Origin of the sequence: Prevotella sp. khp1, from assembly GCF_900102205.1 — a bacterium.
GTDB classification, from domain to species: domain Bacteria; phylum Bacteroidota; class Bacteroidia; order Bacteroidales; family Bacteroidaceae; genus Prevotella; species Prevotella ruminicola.
On the sequence record NZ_FNJZ01000002.1, the window covers coordinates 101,415 to 118,276 of the forward strand.

The 16,862-nt window shown below is 47.1% G+C and carries 7 protein-coding genes; 3 read left to right on the top strand and 4 right to left on the bottom strand.

Going from position 1 to position 16,862, the window contains the following annotated elements:
* Positions 1 to 214 precede the first annotated feature (214 nt).
* Positions 215 to 1,615 (top strand): glycoside hydrolase family 125 protein, encoded by a 1,401-nt coding sequence (locus tag BLR73_RS06430; protein WP_233456487.1) that lies wholly within the window; start codon positions 215 to 217, stop codon positions 1,613 to 1,615.
* 48 nt (positions 1,616 to 1,663) lie between these two features.
* Here BLR73_RS06430 and BLR73_RS06435 read toward each other — a convergent pair whose 3' ends face one another.
* The 4 genes from BLR73_RS06435 to BLR73_RS06450 form a co-directional block, all read right to left on the bottom strand.
* On the bottom strand, positions 1,664 to 3,277 hold the full coding sequence (locus BLR73_RS06435) for a RagB/SusD family nutrient uptake outer membrane protein (protein WP_091860308.1): 1,614 nt from the start codon (positions 3,275 to 3,277) through the stop codon (positions 1,664 to 1,666).
* A gap of 21 nt (positions 3,278 to 3,298) precedes the next feature.
* Complete coding sequence (locus BLR73_RS06440; protein WP_091860311.1) at positions 3,299 to 6,508, bottom strand: SusC/RagA family TonB-linked outer membrane protein; 3,210 nt, start codon at positions 6,506 to 6,508, stop codon at positions 3,299 to 3,301.
* A 242-nt stretch (positions 6,509 to 6,750) separates the two neighbouring features.
* Positions 6,751 to 8,766 carry a bifunctional carbohydrate acetyl esterase/feruloyl esterase gene (locus BLR73_RS06445; RefSeq protein ID WP_033150379.1) on the bottom strand — a complete coding sequence of 672 codons (2,016 nt, stop codon included), beginning with the start codon at positions 8,764 to 8,766 and terminating at the stop codon, positions 6,751 to 6,753.
* Between the two features lie 24 nt (positions 8,767 to 8,790).
* A complete protein-coding gene (locus BLR73_RS06450) occupies positions 8,791 to 10,968 on the bottom strand; it encodes a cellulase family glycosylhydrolase (protein WP_091860314.1) in 2,178 nt (725 codons plus the stop codon).
* A 187-nt stretch (positions 10,969 to 11,155) separates the two neighbouring features.
* Between BLR73_RS06450 and BLR73_RS06455 the strand changes: the two genes are divergently transcribed.
* On the top strand, positions 11,156 to 13,423 hold the full coding sequence (locus BLR73_RS06455; protein WP_091860318.1) for a PP2C family protein-serine/threonine phosphatase: 2,268 nt from the start codon (positions 11,156 to 11,158) through the stop codon (positions 13,421 to 13,423).
* 329 nt (positions 13,424 to 13,752) lie between these two features.
* Positions 13,753 to 16,836, top strand: coding sequence for a SusC/RagA family TonB-linked outer membrane protein (locus BLR73_RS06460; RefSeq protein WP_233456367.1), 3,084 nt, complete (start codon positions 13,753 to 13,755; stop codon positions 16,834 to 16,836).
* Positions 16,837 to 16,862 lie beyond the last annotated feature (26 nt).

The window sequence follows — 16,862 nt, forward strand, 5'->3', positions numbered from 1 at the left end:
TTTCGTGTGGCAAAGGTAGACAGAAAGAAACGAAACAATGTCCTCGTTTCTGCAATTATTGTACAACATACTGATTTGACAGGAATTACAACAAGGAACTTATTTATAATTAGTATCTTTGCAAACAACTAATTAAAACATTAAAAACAGAACAAAAATGAACAGACGTACATTACTCACCACCATCCTGTTGGCAGGGCTATCGGTGCCTGTTATGGCCGACGGGATAGAAGACTGGAGCAAAACGATTGCCGCTCCAGCCGACAACACAAAAGTATCTCGCAGACCCGCCGCCAAAGAGCGACTGTTTTACTCAGACACCATCGAAAAGAAGATTGCCGAGGTAAAAAAGATGCTAAAAGACGCGCCATACTTAGCATGGATGTTCGAGAACTGTTTTCCGAACACGCTCGACACCACCGTACACTACTCGGATGCTGAGGGCGACGACGATACCTTTGTATATACAGGCGACATTCACGCCATGTGGCTGCGCGATTCGGGTGCCCAGGTGTGGCCTTACGTACAGTTTGCCAAGAAAGACAAGAAAATCAGAAAAATGGTACGAGGCACCATCCTGCGCCAGTTGAAGTGTATCTGCATCGACCCCTATGCCAATGCCTTTAACATGGGACCTACAGGCAGCGAATGGGCCAGCGACCACACCACGATGAATCCCAACCTGCATGAGCGCAAGTACGAGATCGACTCGCTGTGCTATCCTCTGCGACTGGCCTATTATTACTGGCAGGTAACTGGCGACGACAGTATTTTTGGCGGCCTGTGGCAGGAGGCCATCGGTAAGATTCTGAAGACTTTCCGTGAACAGCAGCGCAAAAACGGGCATGGTCCATACCGTTTCCAGCGTACCACAGCCCAGCAGTACGATACCGTGAGTCATGGTGGTTATGGAAACCCCGTAAAGCCAGTAGGACTGATTGCCTCGATATTCCGTCCCAGCGACGATGCCACGGTGTTCCCCTTCCTCATCCCATCCAATTTCTTTGCCGTAACATCACTGCGTAAGGCTGCTGATATCCTGACCAAGGTGAACAACGACACCAAGACTGCCAACGAGTGCACAACCTTAGCCAACGAGGTGAGCGCCGCCCTGCAGCAGTACGCTATCTATAACCATCCTAAATATGGTAAGATTTATGCCTTTGAGGTGGATGGCTTTGGTAACCAGCACCTGATGGACGATGCTAACGTGCCCAGTTTGCTGGCAATGGCTTACTTAGGTGATGTGGATGTAAACGACCCTATCTATCAGAACACCCGTAAGTTTGTATGGAGCGAGGATAACCCTTACTTCTTCCGTGGTAAGGCCGGCGAAGGTATCGGTGGACCTCATGTAGGCTACGATATGGTATGGCCCATGTCGATTATGATGCGTGCCTTTACCAGCACCGACGATCAGGAGATTAAGGAGTGCCTGCAGATGCTGGTGGATACAGATGCCGGCACAGGCTTTATGCACGAGTCGTTCAACAAGGACAATGCTGCCAATTACAGTCGCCACTGGTTTGCCTGGCAAAACACCTTGTTTGGTGAGCTGATACTAAAACTGATAGATGATGGAAAATTGAACCTGCTCAAAAACATTCATAAATAAAAAAAAAGTTGCGATAGCCTATAGTGATATAGGCTATCGCTTTTTTATTTACTCCCAACCAGGATTCTGTGTAAGAGCAGGATTGTGTTGAATTTCATCCTGTGGGATAGGCCAAAGGAGAACCCACTCAGGAATAGCACCAATCTTAACATTATCTACAGGTTTATTCTGGATCTTCGCACCTGAGAGCGCAACCCAATTGAGTTTTCCAGAATAATCGCCTGCAGCTTCGGGATACAAACGGGTACGACGGATATCGTCCCACACCTTGAACTCTACAGGGAACTCATGCAGGCGCTCGGTCAGGATGGCAGCAACCAGCTCATCGCCAGTGGCTGTCTCAGCAGCCAGACCAGCACGCTTACGAACCTGATTCAGATACTCCTGTGCTTTGGCGGTATTGCCGGTACGGGCATGACCCTCGGCAGCTATCAGCAGCACCTCGGCATAACGCATGGTAGGAATATTATAGTCGCCACCATGATTCTTAATGATGGCATCCTCATCAAACCACGACCAGATACCGGTATAGTTGAGCGTATGCTCCACACCAGTCTTATCAGTATAGGTATTGAAGAAGAACTGCTTCTCGTGACTTCTGATATCCTCGGGAGCATAACTCTTGAAAATCATATCACATGGATGGTAGGCCTTATGTAACACGTTCATGCTGAACACCTGATTACCATTGGCATCCTTCCAGGTGGTAGCGTCGGAACCGATACTGAGATTAACATAACCATTACCTATATTATTATTAGCATAGTCGTACTCTTTAGCAAAGATAATCTCCTTGGAAGTCTTCGAAGTCTTAATCACATTATAAGCCGAGTTCAGATCGTCGGAACTACCATTAGCCTGTTCCAGGGCAGCAGTACCGCCATCAATCACCATCTCGGCCATCTGTGCAGCCTTCTTATAGTCTTCTGTTCCACCATTCATGGGGAAGCCGGCACGCTGGAGATATACCTGTGCCAAGAGTGTCTGTGCCATCGCACGGGTTACACGGCAACCATTGTCGTAGAACGACTTGTTGGGCAGTGCTGAGCCTGTGGTAATATCTGTCAAATCGTCGATGACATGCTGATAGACTTCGGCTGCTGGAGTACGCTCCTTGAACATACCATCAGTAGAGGTATATGGCTCATCCACATAAGGCACATCGCCAAACTCCTTCACCAAATAGAAATAAGCATAGGCACGGAAGAATTTACCTTCGGCCACATAATTGTCGATTGTAGCCTGGTCGAGCACATCGGTCATCTTGGGCACATTGGCCAACACGAAATTGGCACGGGAGATACCTTTGTAGAACTCATGCCACAAGGACATGGCAGGGCTTGAGAACTTCTCCAAGGTATAGGTACATGCCTTCGCAGCTTCGGCCAACTGTGAGTCGCCATGGTCGTCGTAGAACAAACCTGAGATAATACCACCGTACATCGTGGCTTTGGGCTGCCAACCACCACCATTCTGATTCAAATAAGGTACGCCACCGAAATAAAGCGCATCAACACCTGTCTGCGCATCTTCCTTTGACTGCCAGAACTGGCTTGACGATTTCTGATCCAGTGGCTTTTCTTCCAGGAATTCGTCACAAGAAGTAAGACCGAATGTGGCACTTGCCATCATTCCATATATGATATATTTTATTGTTTTCATAAAACAGTTACAATAAGTTGTTTAGAAAGTTACATTAACACCAAAAGAGAACGTTTTTGGACGAGGATAAGAGAAAAACTGACGGTTGGCACCCCAGTTATTACTACCCAGACGTGTTGAGTTATCTGGATCGTAACCCTTATAATCGTCGGAGCAGATGAGCCAGAAGTTGTTCAGGTTAGCATACAGGCGCAAAGCTGAAATACCAAGAGTTCGGCAAGCAGAACCAGAGAAGGTATAACCAAGTTGCAAGAGATTAAAACGCAAGTAAGAACCATCACAAACCCAGTCGGAATCGGCCTGATTGTTGGCGCCCATACCGAAGTTATTCAAACGCAAGGCCTGCTCTACCCCATTGGGATTGTTTACTGGATGCCAAGCCTCCTCGTATAAACGATCGAGACCATTGGTAAGGAAACGAGCCAAGGTAGAGTGATAGTACTCCTGCATAATATCTGCACCCATTGAGAACTGAAGATCAAGCGTAAGGTCGAAATTCTTGTAGTTGAAGGTATTGATGAAAGAACCTGTCCAATCAGGCAGACCATTACCCAATATCTCACGCTGCTTATAAGTAACCTTTTCGCCTACAATAGATGGGATATTCATCGTACTGGCATCCCAGTTCTCGGGGTGACCATCGTAGATACCAGCGCGCTTGTAACCATAGAAAGTAGAAAGCGCTTCGCCTTCGCGGATAAGCATATCGTAACCTACAAAGCCATCTGTAAGAATCTGACGTTTTCCGCTGACTGGATCAACAGAAGCACCCTCATCGAGTTTCTCCACCTTATTCTTATTAAAGCCCAAGTTCAAAGTAGAGGTCCACTGGAAGTCTTTAGTCTGAATAGGATAAGCTGTTACCAGAATATCAAAACCGTGGTTAGATACGGCACCAATGTTGTCCATAATCGAAGAATAACCTGTTGACTCGGGAACAGGACGATTCAAGAGCAGATCAGAGGTGTACTTATAGTAGTAAGAGATGTCAAAATTCAAACGATTCTTGAATAAACCCAGTTCGAAGCCTAAATCCCACTGTGCTGTCTTCTCCCACTTCAGGTTGGCATTAGGCATATTGTCAAGATAAGAAACGGTTACCATCTTACCACCTAAGATAGTGGTTGACTGACTGACAGTAGCCAGAGAACGATAGGTACCAATCTCAGAGTTACCCGTCATACCAAATGAGGTATGAAGCTTTAACTTGCTGATGGTCTCAATATCCTTCAAAAAACTCTCGTTCGAGGCTAACCATCCTAAGCCCACTGATGGGAAGAAAGCATACTTGTTGTTCTGACCAAACTTAGAAGAACCATCATAACGACCCGTTACAGTAGCCATATAGGTATTATTGTAGTTATAGGCCAAGCGTAAGAAGTATGAGTTCATGGCCCACTTATCGTAGTCGGAGCCAACAGATGGTTTCAATGTGCCAGAACCTAGGTTATAGTAGCCATAGTAATCGTCGGTAAAGGTATTGTCGGAAGCACCGAAATAATCATATTTGCGTGCCTGCCAAGAAGCACCAGCCATGGCATTCAGATGATGTTTCCCAAAGTCGTTTACATAAGTAAGATAGGTTTCTTCCTGCCAATAAAGTGAGTTTGAGTTACCTGCAGAAGCTGCACCCTGAGAGGCACCTTGGTCGATAAGCTGATGTGGTTGGAAAGGTGTATATCCCTTACTGCGGTTATTATGGTAGTCGATACCTAACTGGGTTCTCAAATCCAATCCCTTTGCAAGGTGGAAAGTAAGAGCAGCATTTCCGAAGATCTGAGTCTTATACTGTATAACCTGTACACGCTCAAGCAACTCTACTGGGTTGGCAACACCCTCGGGAGAGAATGTCTGATAACCGCTATTGGGGTTATCCTTATCTTTAAGTATACCTGTTGTATTAATCATGTTATTCTGTACATACTCACCATTAAGCTGTACAGGCAACCAAGGCAACTGCTCAATCATCGTGCGCAGAGCACCCTGTCCATAGGGATTGTCGGAGGTATGATTACCCCATGAGTGGTTCACCAACAGATTCAATCCTGTAGAAAGCCACTTAGTTGGGTTATCATCGTAGGCCAGTTTTGCATTTACACGCTTATAATAAGTATTGAGAAGAATACCCTGCTGATCGGTAAAGTTAAGGAATGCACCCACCGAAGAGCCATTCTCGCCAGAGCGTTGGATACTCAGCTCATGATTATGAGATACGGCTACACGAGAACACTCGTCCTGCCAATCGGTATCATAAAGCGGATTACCATTGCTATCAAAATAACGGGTATCGGTGAATATCTTCGACAGATCGGTATCAAAGTTCATGCCCTGGAACTGATTAGCATTCTCAAGACCTTGCTTGAAAGCGCTCATCCACTCAGAAGCATTCATGACATCCATCTTTCGGGCCATACTGCTTACCGAAAACGAGCCATCATACTTGATGTGCGCTCCCTTACCGGCATTACCACGTTTGGTGGTTACCATGATAACACCATTGGCACCACGGGCACCATAGATAGCCGCCGAAGAGGCATCTTTAAGCACCTCGATACTCTCGATATCATTAGGGTTGAGGAACTGGAAATCAGTCATGGCAACACCATCTACGATATACAATGGACTAGAAGAGGCATTGATAGTTGAGATACCACGGATAATAACACGCATCTCGCCACCAGGCTGACCGGTGTTATTAAAGATGTTTACACCCGCAGCCTTACCTTTTAAACCTTCCAAGGCATTGAAACCCTGCATTTTCAAGATTTCAGAGCCCTTGGTCGTAGAAGACGAACCTGTAAGGTCGGACTTACGCATCGTACCATAACCTACCACTACCACCTCATCCAGGAGTTGTTTATCCTCCAGGAGTACGATTCGCTGCGAGCCACCTTTACCGAGTTTAATGGTTTGGGCAACATAGCCAATAGACGACACTCGTATCTCGTCGCCAGAAGCTGCATCGATGTCGCACCGACCGTTAATATCGGTAATGACACCTGTTTTAGAAGACATCATCATCACACTGGCGCCAACAACCGGCTCATTCTGGCCATCAACGACGGTAATGATCACCTTTTTTTGCTGTTGAACAGATGTTACCTCTGTCAACGGTTGGGAAACTGAGTTAGCTAGAACACTGACTGGAGAACCGAATGTCATTGCACCAGCAGAAAGTAGTAATAGCGAAGAACACATCGTCTTCGAGACTTTTCTTTCGCGTTTGTACATAATGTTAATTAGTTAATGTGTTAATAATTAAATATTAAGTAATAAGTATAGTGTTGAATATACGAGTTGGTGAATGTGGAATTCTGGTTGCAAATATCTGTCTTTTAAAAATAATAGCAGTCCTATCCTCTGCCATTTTTGTCCAAAACACGGTTAATTTCCGCATTTTTCTTTATAACCATAATAAGCGCCCCTCTCGATGTGACTCGGGAGGGGCGCGATGTTAGGTTTGGGGAAATTGGCTATTTTTTGAACAGATGTGGGATAAACTCGTTGAGACCACGGCGCCAGGTGAGCCACTCGTGGGCGGTACCCTTCGACTCGTTTGAATCTACCTTGATACCCAACTCACGCAGCTGCTTAACGATATCGCCACTCTTGATAAAATCTTCCTCGCCCCAGTTCATATACATATAATGTATCTTCTTATTGAACTCGTCGGCGTTGGCAAACACACCATCGTAGGCAGTCTTCACATCGAGACCGAAGATTGCACCGCTGAAGGTTCCGAGCCAAGCAAACTTATCGAGATTGGTCAGTACAACATCGAAAGTCTGATGACCACCCCATGACAAACCTGCCATAGCACGGTTCTCGCGATCGCTCTTAGTGCGGTAGTTGCTATCGATATAAGGAATAAGGTCGTTCAGCAGTACAGGATAGAACGAAGCACCATAGGCGCTGCGACCAGCCTGATTGTTACCACCACCGAATGGAGCCTTGATATCGCCACTCTCCATGACCACAATCATAGGCACAGCCTCGCCCTTGGCAATGGCGTTATCCATGATGTGCTGCATGTGGCCCTGCTTGCTCCAGCCAGTCTCGTCCTCACCCATACCATGCTGCAGGTAGAGCACGGGGTAACGCTTCTTGGCATTCTTGGCCAGCTCGTACTCGGCTGGGGTATAAACCATTGCATGGCGCCAGGTCTTCTGCTCGTTGCTATAGTAATAGATGCTACGAACCTGACCAGCGGGCACACCCTGCTGTGGACGGTAGTAGTCGCCCTCAGAACCCTCGGGAATCTCGATACCACCGGCCTCGCGGTTGCAACCGAAGAAGGTCTCGGTTGAAGGATCGATGAAGTTTACACCGTTGATATTCATGAAATAATAGTGGAAACCAACGGGCAGGGGATCGGTAACAGCCATGAAGTTGCCCTTACCATCGCGCTGCATGTCGTATTTCTTGTTGCAGATGTCGAGCACCACCTTGCGGGCTTCGGGAGCTGCGATGCGGAAATAAGCACGACCTTCTTTATCAACCTTGGGGAACTCGTTACCAGGAACGGTTGTCTCGGCAATGAAAGCATCGGCAGGAACCTCAATCTGCTTAGGCATCTCGATATAGGGGCGCTTGGGCTCGTAACCCAGATGACGGGCTACAGCCTCGCCATAACGGCAACCTAACTCACGATAGCCAGCGGCATCGAAGTGCAGACGATCGGGACCATTAGTACAGCCATCCGAAGAGATGACCTGCGAGGTGTGCAGGGTAAGAGGCAACTCATCAATCTGCTTCTTACAACCGATACATACACCCTTACCATCGGCCTGAACAATGTTTCCGGCATAGAGGTTTACCTCCTCGGGCTTCAGGTTCAGATCGCCACACAGATTGTCGTAAACCTGCTTAACCATACCAGCCCACTTGGGATCGCCAGTATTGGTCTCGCCCTGGTGCATCAGGATACCCTTGATAACACCATCCTTCTGAGCCTTCTTAGCCAGTGTAACCAAGCGCTCATAGGGATTGTTATCGTAAGCAGCCAGCATACCCTTCATCCAATTGGGAGCTACCTTCAGGTAGTTCTGGATGCTATCAGGCAGGAAGCCCTTGATATCGATACCACCGATAGCCACGTGGATGACACCAATCTTAATATTCTCAGGCAGTGAAGCCACGAGGGTACGACCGAACCAGTCGGCGGGAGTCAGACCTGTGTTTGGACGACAGAGAGGAGCCGAAGCCTCGCACCACTCACCCATCTTACGACCCTTTTCGGGGAAATCGACAGCGGGCATCAGGAGGAAGCGTGGACCAGGACTAGTCAAATCCTGAGCCTCGGGACGGGCATTACCCTCCATGTTTGACTGGCCGAAACACAGGAAAATGTAGAAATTAGGATCGGGCTTGCCAACCTGTTCGGTAGCAGCCTTCTTAGGAGCGGCCTTACGTTTCTGGGCCGACATGCTGGCGGGCAAAATGAGCAATGCCGATGCCAACAGGATAGTTTTTAAAGTTGATTGATACATTTTAATTGAGTTGATATAAAGTTATTATTTAAGTTTTTTCTTTCCACCAACGATGTAGATGCCACGAGGCAGCGCATCCCACTGCTGAAGGGTTGCTATCTTGATGCCCTGAAGCGTATAAACAGCATCGTTATCCACAGAACGCTCTACCTTATGAATACCCGCTGTAACGCTGGATTTCAAGAAATCGAAATAGGCTGGCGCATCGTATTTGGCTGGGGCAGCATCCTTCAGGTATTTGCCCGTAGCCATATTCTTCAATGTAAAGCCCTTGCCACTCTCATATTTAATTTCCCATACAGCGCCATCCTTGACATCTTCGCCATTCTGGTTGTTCAAACCGAGAATAAAGCTACACCAGCCTGTTGTTGGCTGAGAATTAAGATAGCCTGGCTTGCCATAAACGCTGTATTCGCTACCGTTCAACGTCATCAAACGCAACAGATAACAACCATCACGACCAGAAATAGCCTCGGCCTTAAACATATAACCGCTGATACTCTTGTTATTGATGACGCCCAGAGGATCGCCCATGTCAAGATTCTGATTCTCAGGACCATAAAACATCTTCTGACTCTCCTTATTCACGATAGCAAAAGGCAGGTCGGTTATATCCGAAAGACTGCTCAAGGCTGTCAGGGCGCCTAAATCAAGACCGGTAACCTTTACCACAAACGATTTCTTCCAAATGGTACCCTGCACATCGGTATATGAGGCCTGTACCTGGGCTTCGCCATTGGCCAATGCACGTATAGAACCATTCTTGACTTCAACCACCGAGGGCTGATCTACTTCATAGGTGGCTACATCAGAGATATCCTTCGTATGGCCATCGCGATAGAGCACATTCAGCAGTATCTTGGTCTTATCGCCAATCATCAAATCGAATGACTCCTGATCAGCCTTCAGCGATTCGATGGTATAGAAGTCGCCAGTCTCAGCCTCGTCGTCAGCATGGGGATAGTTCACTGTATAATAGTCGGCATACCAATCCATGCAAGCCTTACCACAGGCCTCTTCAAGACCATTAAAAGCAGGATATACGTTGCCCGTAGAGAGCAGCTTATCGATATCGAACAAACAGCCTGTTCCCGACAGCGTCATCGAGATATTACCATAATAGTCGAGCATAGCCTTGTAAGCCTTACCCCACTTAGAGGTAGAACCTGTTGACCATGTACCATAGTTGGGCTGTACCCACTCGTTATGCTCATTATAATGACCTTGAGCCGAGGGGTTCTCGGGACTCCAATCAACCTCGGTAATAATAATCGGGTTGGTATCAACTACAGGCACCTGCTTATGGAACTGCTCAATCTTGTTCTGTGGATCGGGATTGGTATCGCTGCAGCCATACCATCCAGTATAGTCATGAACGGCATAACCGATGTTATCGCCCTCGATAGGATAAGTAGCATAACTGGTATAGTTGGCCTGCCATCCAGTACCAGGCGCCCAGATAATACCCGTAAAGCCGTTTTCGCGGATCTTATTGACGATAGGCTGGAAATAGTCATGGAGCGCTTTGGGATCGTCCTGATTCTGGGCATTTCTCAAGTTAACAGGTTCGTTGGCCAACTCAATACTAATCTGACCGGCATGATCCTTCACAAATTCCTGCTGAGAGAACACATCCCATACATACATCAGATACTGATTATAATAATCGCCCACCTTCAAGTCATGAGGACATACACCGGGAGGGCGTACTACTACGTACATACCATATTTCATAGCCATCTCGGCCAACTTCAGATATAGCTGTGGCATGTATTTCTGATAGCGCTCGGGATTAAACTTCTTGATGTCTGCCTCGCCCGACGCATCTGAAGCCTGTCCTGCTGAGCCTGCATAAACATAACCATCGGCAGGATCGTTGGTCCAAGCAGGATCCATGTGCAAACGGAACACATCGCACTTAGCCTTCTCCATGCCTTTGAATAGTTTTTCAAAATAAGCCAGACAGTTGGTAACGCCTGTATCATTATAGTGGTCCCACCAACCAAGTGCCTTGGAACCTTCCCAGCGTCCACCATTAAAATAATTACTGGGCGTATCCATCACACCATGGAGCACCACTTGGTTTCCATGTTTGTCAACAAGCCATCTTCCCTCAGTATGGAGCGAGGGCAATGGCTTGACTCCCTGAGCTCCTGCGCCAAGCGCACATAGAATTGTAATCAGAGTAAATATACGTTTCATCAATGTTTCAGTTTATTCTGGGTGCAAAGGTACGCAGTTTTCAGAAAATACCTTTTTCAATGAGTTACATTTACTTTTGTGTGCGTATCATCGTCCCCTAACAAGCACTTTTTTGCCTTGTTTTTGAGTTTATTTAAAATTCTTTTGTATCTTTGCATCCAGAAACATCAATTACTTGGAACCGTATATGAGACAGACAAAAATTTGGATATTCCTGATGGTGATGGCAGGCGTGTTGATGGCAGCCTGCAACAATGAGGAGCAGAACGGACAGATGAGTGAAGCCGACAAATTGATTGAGAGCACTCAGAAGACCAAGAACTACCCTGAACTGCTGAAGGTGGTTGACAGCTTAGAAACCATCGGCAGTATCACCCCCACCAAAGCATACTATTGGCGAGGCTATGCCTGCGACAAGATGAAACGACAGCGCCTGGCTGAGTTCTATTGGAAAGCATCGCTCGATGCGGCAGAAAACGCAACCAGCAGCGACGAGATGGCTTACTATGCCAAGTCGGCCAGTCGTCTGGCTAACATGCTATCCGTAAGAGGCGACTACGAGGAGGGACTGAATGCAGCCGTCCCTGCAGCCAACAAACTGGAGGAGCTTCACTGCGACAGTACCAGCGATTACCTGAACATACTTATATATATAGGTTGCTGTCAGGAGGGATTAGGCACAGCCAATGGTAATAGCGATGGTTTTAATAAGGCTTACCAGCGGCATAAGGAAAACATAGAGACCTTCCACAACGATGTGGTCTATAAAGATGGAATCACCGGTCTCATCAATATTACCTATAATTATATATATGCAAAGAAATGGCAGGAGGCCCTGACATGGACCACCCGCTTTGGACAGATACTGAGCGAATATGAACAGCGACCTGATGCCGATGCCGACTTTATCGACCGACAGCTGGCCCGCTACGATATCTACCAGGCGCTTGCCCTACTAGGTTTAGGTCAAACCGAAGAAGCTGCCAAAGCCTACGAAAAGTTCCAGAGTACCCGTTACAGTAACACACCTAAGGGACGTATCGACGCTAACGACTATCTGACAGCCGCTAACCGCTGGGATGAGGCTGCCGAACACTATCGTAGTCTGGATGCGATGATGGGCGAAACGCCGCAGAATTACTCGTTGGAGAACATCGAGAATCTGGTGCTGAAGAAATACCGCACAAACCTGCAAGCTGGGCGACGCGACTCAGCCATTCAGGTAGCACTCAGTATCAGTAACGCATTAGGTCAGGCGATTGCCAAGTCGAAGAAGATAGAAAATGAAGAGCAGGCTGTGATTGTAAAGACCGTAGAGAAAATGACAGAGCAGGAAGCTAAGAAGAATCGCAAATATCAGTTTATGATAGCTTTCGGTATAGCCATCGTCATACTCTGTCTAATAGCCTATGCACTCATCCGACGCCGTATGGCCCATCAGCTACAGGCTGCCTACGAGGATCTGAAATACGACTACGACCGCATGGAAGCCGATACGGCAGTGAAAGAACGCGAAGCCTCAGAATTCCGTATCGCCCAGAATATACAACGTGTGATTGCACCTCGACTGTTACCAAAGTATAAGTCGTTCGACCTATGGAGCGCCATAAAAATGGGCCAGATGGAAGGTGGTGGTGTGATGGACTACTGTGTACGCGACGGCAAACTGTTCTTCTGTGTAGGAGAATCAGGCGTAGAAGGTGTCAAAGCATCATTGCTCACAACCATCGTCAAAGCACAGTTCCGTACAGCAGCCACCTTCGAATCGCAGCCCGACAAGATTATGTCGGCTATCAACAACGCATTGGCACAGAAAGAAAACAAGGGTATCGATATACGTCTGTTTATTGGTGTACTCGACATTTATAATGGCAAACTGTACTTCTGTAATGCCAGTCATGCAGCTCCACTGTTGGTAAGCAACGAGTTGCACCACCTGCCTGTAGAGCAGAATGTAGCCATAGGCGAAGAACCCAACTATGCCTATGAGGCTCAGGAGATGACGATGCTGCCTGGCACCATGATATTCCTGAATACCGAAGGACTTATTAAGGTAAAGAATGCCGAGCACCGTGTGTTTAACGAGAAACGTATGTTAGGATCGGCACTGCAGGCCATGAAGCTGGATCCACGACCAAAGCCTTTTATCGAGAACATGCTGGATGCCGTACACCGCTTTGCCGGCGACTTCGAACAGCGTGATGATATGGCCCTGTTGGCCATCCGTTTCAAGGGTGCTACCAAACTGGAGCAGAAAGCCGACGAGGACTTAGAGCCCGAGGTTGAACCCGAAGTAGAAGCACCAGCTGCTCCACAGCAGCCAGAGCCAGCAATCGCTACTGAGCCCATACCTGAGCCACAGGTATTCGAAGAGCCCAAGGTTTACGACGAACCAGAGTACTACGACGAGCCAGATGTGATCATCGAAGATGCCGAAGCTACTGAGATACAATAGACAAACAGTTAGCAAAACATATTCAAAAGGTGCTGCGCAACACAACGCAGCACCTTTTTTAGTATTATTAGAAGTTTAAAAATGGTAAACGTTTAATGAGGCGATAGTATTAAAAAGTAACCAGAACTTTATCAAATGTTACATTTTTGGACAATTTGGCAATTTTACAAACTCTACGTTACAAAAAATAAACTAAATGAGTTAAATTTATAATATATTTGCAACCGAAAATTGAAACCTAAAAGTACGAATTCAGCCAAATAACATATTCAATTATCTAACTAATTAAATTAATTATGTGGAATTTTAAATCAATCCAAAAGCCGTTAATGGCACTGTTCCTGCTCTGTTTGTTCCCACTGGGAGCGCTGGCTCAGAGCTTGATCAAGGGAACGGTGAAAGATGTATCTGGCGACCCGATCATTGGTGCTAGTGTAAAAGTACAGGGATCAAAGTCGGGTGTCATTACAGACTTCGATGGTAACTTCAGTGTTCAGGCTGCCAACAACGCCACACTGGTTATCAGCTACATTGGCTACACTACCGAAACTGTAAAGGTAGCTGGCAAAAACAATCTTTCAATTACACTTAAAGAAGATGCACAGACACTGAATGACATCGTAGTTATCGGTTATGGTGTGCAGAAGAAATCAGACTTGACCGGTGCTGTAGCATCAGTAAAGGCCGAGGACCTGAAACACCGTTCAACCACCGACGCTGCTGCTGCTCTGCAGGGTAAGGCCGCTGGTGTACAGATTCTGAACAGTTCAGGTAAGCCTGGTCAGGGTGCTTCTATCCGCGTACGTGGTTACTCTTCAAACTCTAGCAACATCGGTCCTCTGCTGATCGTCGATGGTCTGCAGGTATCAAGCATCCAGTACCTCGATCCTTCAATGATTGAGTCAATGGAGGTTCTGAAGGACGCTGCTTCAGCTGCCATCTACGGTGCTGAGGCTGGTAATGGTGTTGTACTGATTACCACTAAGAGCGGTGCGAAGAGCAAGGGTCAGGGTAATATCACATACGAGGCTAAGTTCACCAACCAGGGTCTTGGTCACGTTGGTAAGCTCTTGAACGCTTCTCAGTTCAAGGATTGGATGACCATGCAGCTCGGTGCTGAGCGTGTAAACGCTGATATGGCTGATGCACAGTCTCTGTATGGATGGAATCCTAACACAGATACAGACTGGATGAAGGAATATTTCGAGAACACATGGGCACAGCAGCACACTCTGACTTTCCAGGGTGGTAACGACCGTGGTTCTTACTTCCTGAGCACAAGCTATGTAAACCAGGATGGTATCGTAAAGGGCAACAAGGATAGATACGAGCGCTTGACTGCTCAGATTAATGCCGACTATAAGATTAAGGATTGGTTGCAGATTGGTACCAACACTGCTATCGAGAAGTGGTCTTCACGTGGCGTATCTGAGAATGGTTACGGTTCTTCATTCGAGATGCTGCTTTTGCTCGACCCACTGACTCCAATGTATTGGACATCTCGCAACCAGATGCTGGGCGACTACGCTAATTACTACGATCAGATTCAGGCTGGTAAATCAAGCTACACACTCTTCGGTGATGAGAACGGCTACTATGCTACATCTTACTTCAACCAACGTTTGGCCGGTGCCAACCCATTCTCTCAGCGCGACCGCTCTGAGGGTAGAAACGAGGGCGTAAACGTAAATGGTACTGTATTCATGAACGTTACTCCTATCAAACAGGTTACCTTCACTTCTCGTCTGGGTTATCGTTTGTCATTCAACAACACCTCTGACTGGCAGTATCCTTACTACCTGAATGGTCAGACCAAGGGTGACAACTACACCATCAGCGGTGCAAGCAACAACTCTACCTGGTACCAGTGGGAAAACTTCATCAACTACAACCAGGACTTCGGCAAGCACAATGTAGGTGCCATGGCCGGTATGTCATTCCGTCAGTACAACTCTAACGGCGTAAGCGCTAGCGCTTCTGGTCCAGACATCCTGAAGGCTTATGAGCCTAACTTCCGCTATCTGAACTGTGTAAACGGTAACGATGATACTGTTAAGAGCTTCAGCGGTCAGCCTAACATGACTCGCGCGCTCTCTTACTTCGGCCGTGTTCTCTATAGCTACGACAACCGTTATAGCTTGCAGGGTAACTTCCGTGCTGATGCATTCGACTCTTCTAAGTTGTCAAAGGACAACCGTTGGGGTTACTTCTTCTCTGGTTCTGCAGGTTGGACATTCTCTAACGAGAAGTTCTTCAAGGACAACATCGACCCAAGCATCATGTCGTTCGGTAAGATCCGCGTATCTTGGGGTACTAACGGTAACGTAAACGTACTGAACAACTACGCATACACCGCAGGTATCAACACCAATGGTCAGTGGTACCAGTACGGCGCAACAAACGCTGCTTCTTACGGTTCAATGCCTAACGGTATTGCCAACCCCGACCTGACATGGGAAAAGTCACAGCAGTTCGACCTCGGTGCTGACTTCCGTTTCTTCAACGATCGCCTGTCACTCGGTATCGACTATTATAAGAAGAAGACTAAGGACCTGCTCGTATCAGCTCCTGCTATGCCTGAGTCAGGTGTATCTTCACTTACTATCAACGCTGGTGAGGTAGAGAACAGCGGTCTTGAGGTTGAGCTCACTTGGAAAGACAACATCGGTGACTTCAGATACAGCATCTCAGGTAACTTCGCTACTCTGCACAATGAGGTAACTTACCTCGATCCTTCTATCGAGCGTATCTCTGGTGCTACTGTAGAGGGTGCTAGCCCTGAGGTTGTACGCTGCTACTTCGAACAGGGTCAGCCAGTATGGTACATGCGCGGTTATAAGTATGCCGGACGTGCAGCTGATGGTACTGCTCAGTACTATACTAAGGATGGCGGTCTCACCAACGACCCACAGGCTGAGGATATGACCAACGTTGGATCTGGTCTGCCTTCACTCACCTACGGTATCACTCTGAATGCCGAGTATAAGGGCTTCGACCTGACTGTATTCGGTGCTGGTGAGGCAGGAAACGACATCTACTACGGTCTGTATCGTACAGGTTACAACAACATCGCTAAGGGCATCTATGATGACTTCAAGACTGACAAGATGCCAACTGCAGCCTCAGTAGCTGGTAGCGGTACATTCTGGCGTTCTTCTGCTATGGTTTACAGCGGTTCATTCTTCAAACTGAAGCAGATTCAGCTGGGTTACACCCTGCCTACCAACCTGACCAAGAAGGTTTATATGCAGAACGTACGTGCTTATGTATCTCTTGACGACTTCTTCACATTCACCAAGTATCCTGGTCTCGATCCAGAAACCTGCACACAGGAGTACAACTGCCCAGGTCTCGACAAGGGTGTTTATCCTAACATGCGCAAGCTGGTTCTTGGTTTAAGTGTTACTTTCTAATCCAATAAATTTAAATACTGAATATA

Excerpts from the sequence above, each read along its gene's own strand:
- BLR73_RS06430 (WP_233456487.1), top strand. The coding sequence starts at position 215 with ATGGCCGACGGGATAGAAGACTGGAGCAAAACGATTGCCGCTCCAGCC.
- BLR73_RS06435 (WP_091860308.1), bottom strand. The coding sequence starts at position 3,277 with ATGAAAACAATAAAATATATCATATATGGAATGATGGCAAGTGCCACA.
- BLR73_RS06440 (WP_091860311.1), bottom strand. The coding sequence starts at position 6,508 with ATGTACAAACGCGAAAGAAAAGTCTCGAAGACGATGTGTTCTTCGCTA.
- BLR73_RS06445 (WP_033150379.1), bottom strand. The coding sequence starts at position 8,766 with ATGTATCAATCAACTTTAAAAACTATCCTGTTGGCATCGGCATTGCTC.
- BLR73_RS06450 (WP_091860314.1), bottom strand. The coding sequence starts at position 10,968 with ATGAAACGTATATTTACTCTGATTACAATTCTATGTGCGCTTGGCGCA.
- BLR73_RS06455 (WP_091860318.1), top strand. The coding sequence starts at position 11,156 with ATGAGACAGACAAAAATTTGGATATTCCTGATGGTGATGGCAGGCGTG.
- BLR73_RS06460 (WP_233456367.1), top strand. The coding sequence starts at position 13,753 with ATGGCACTGTTCCTGCTCTGTTTGTTCCCACTGGGAGCGCTGGCTCAG.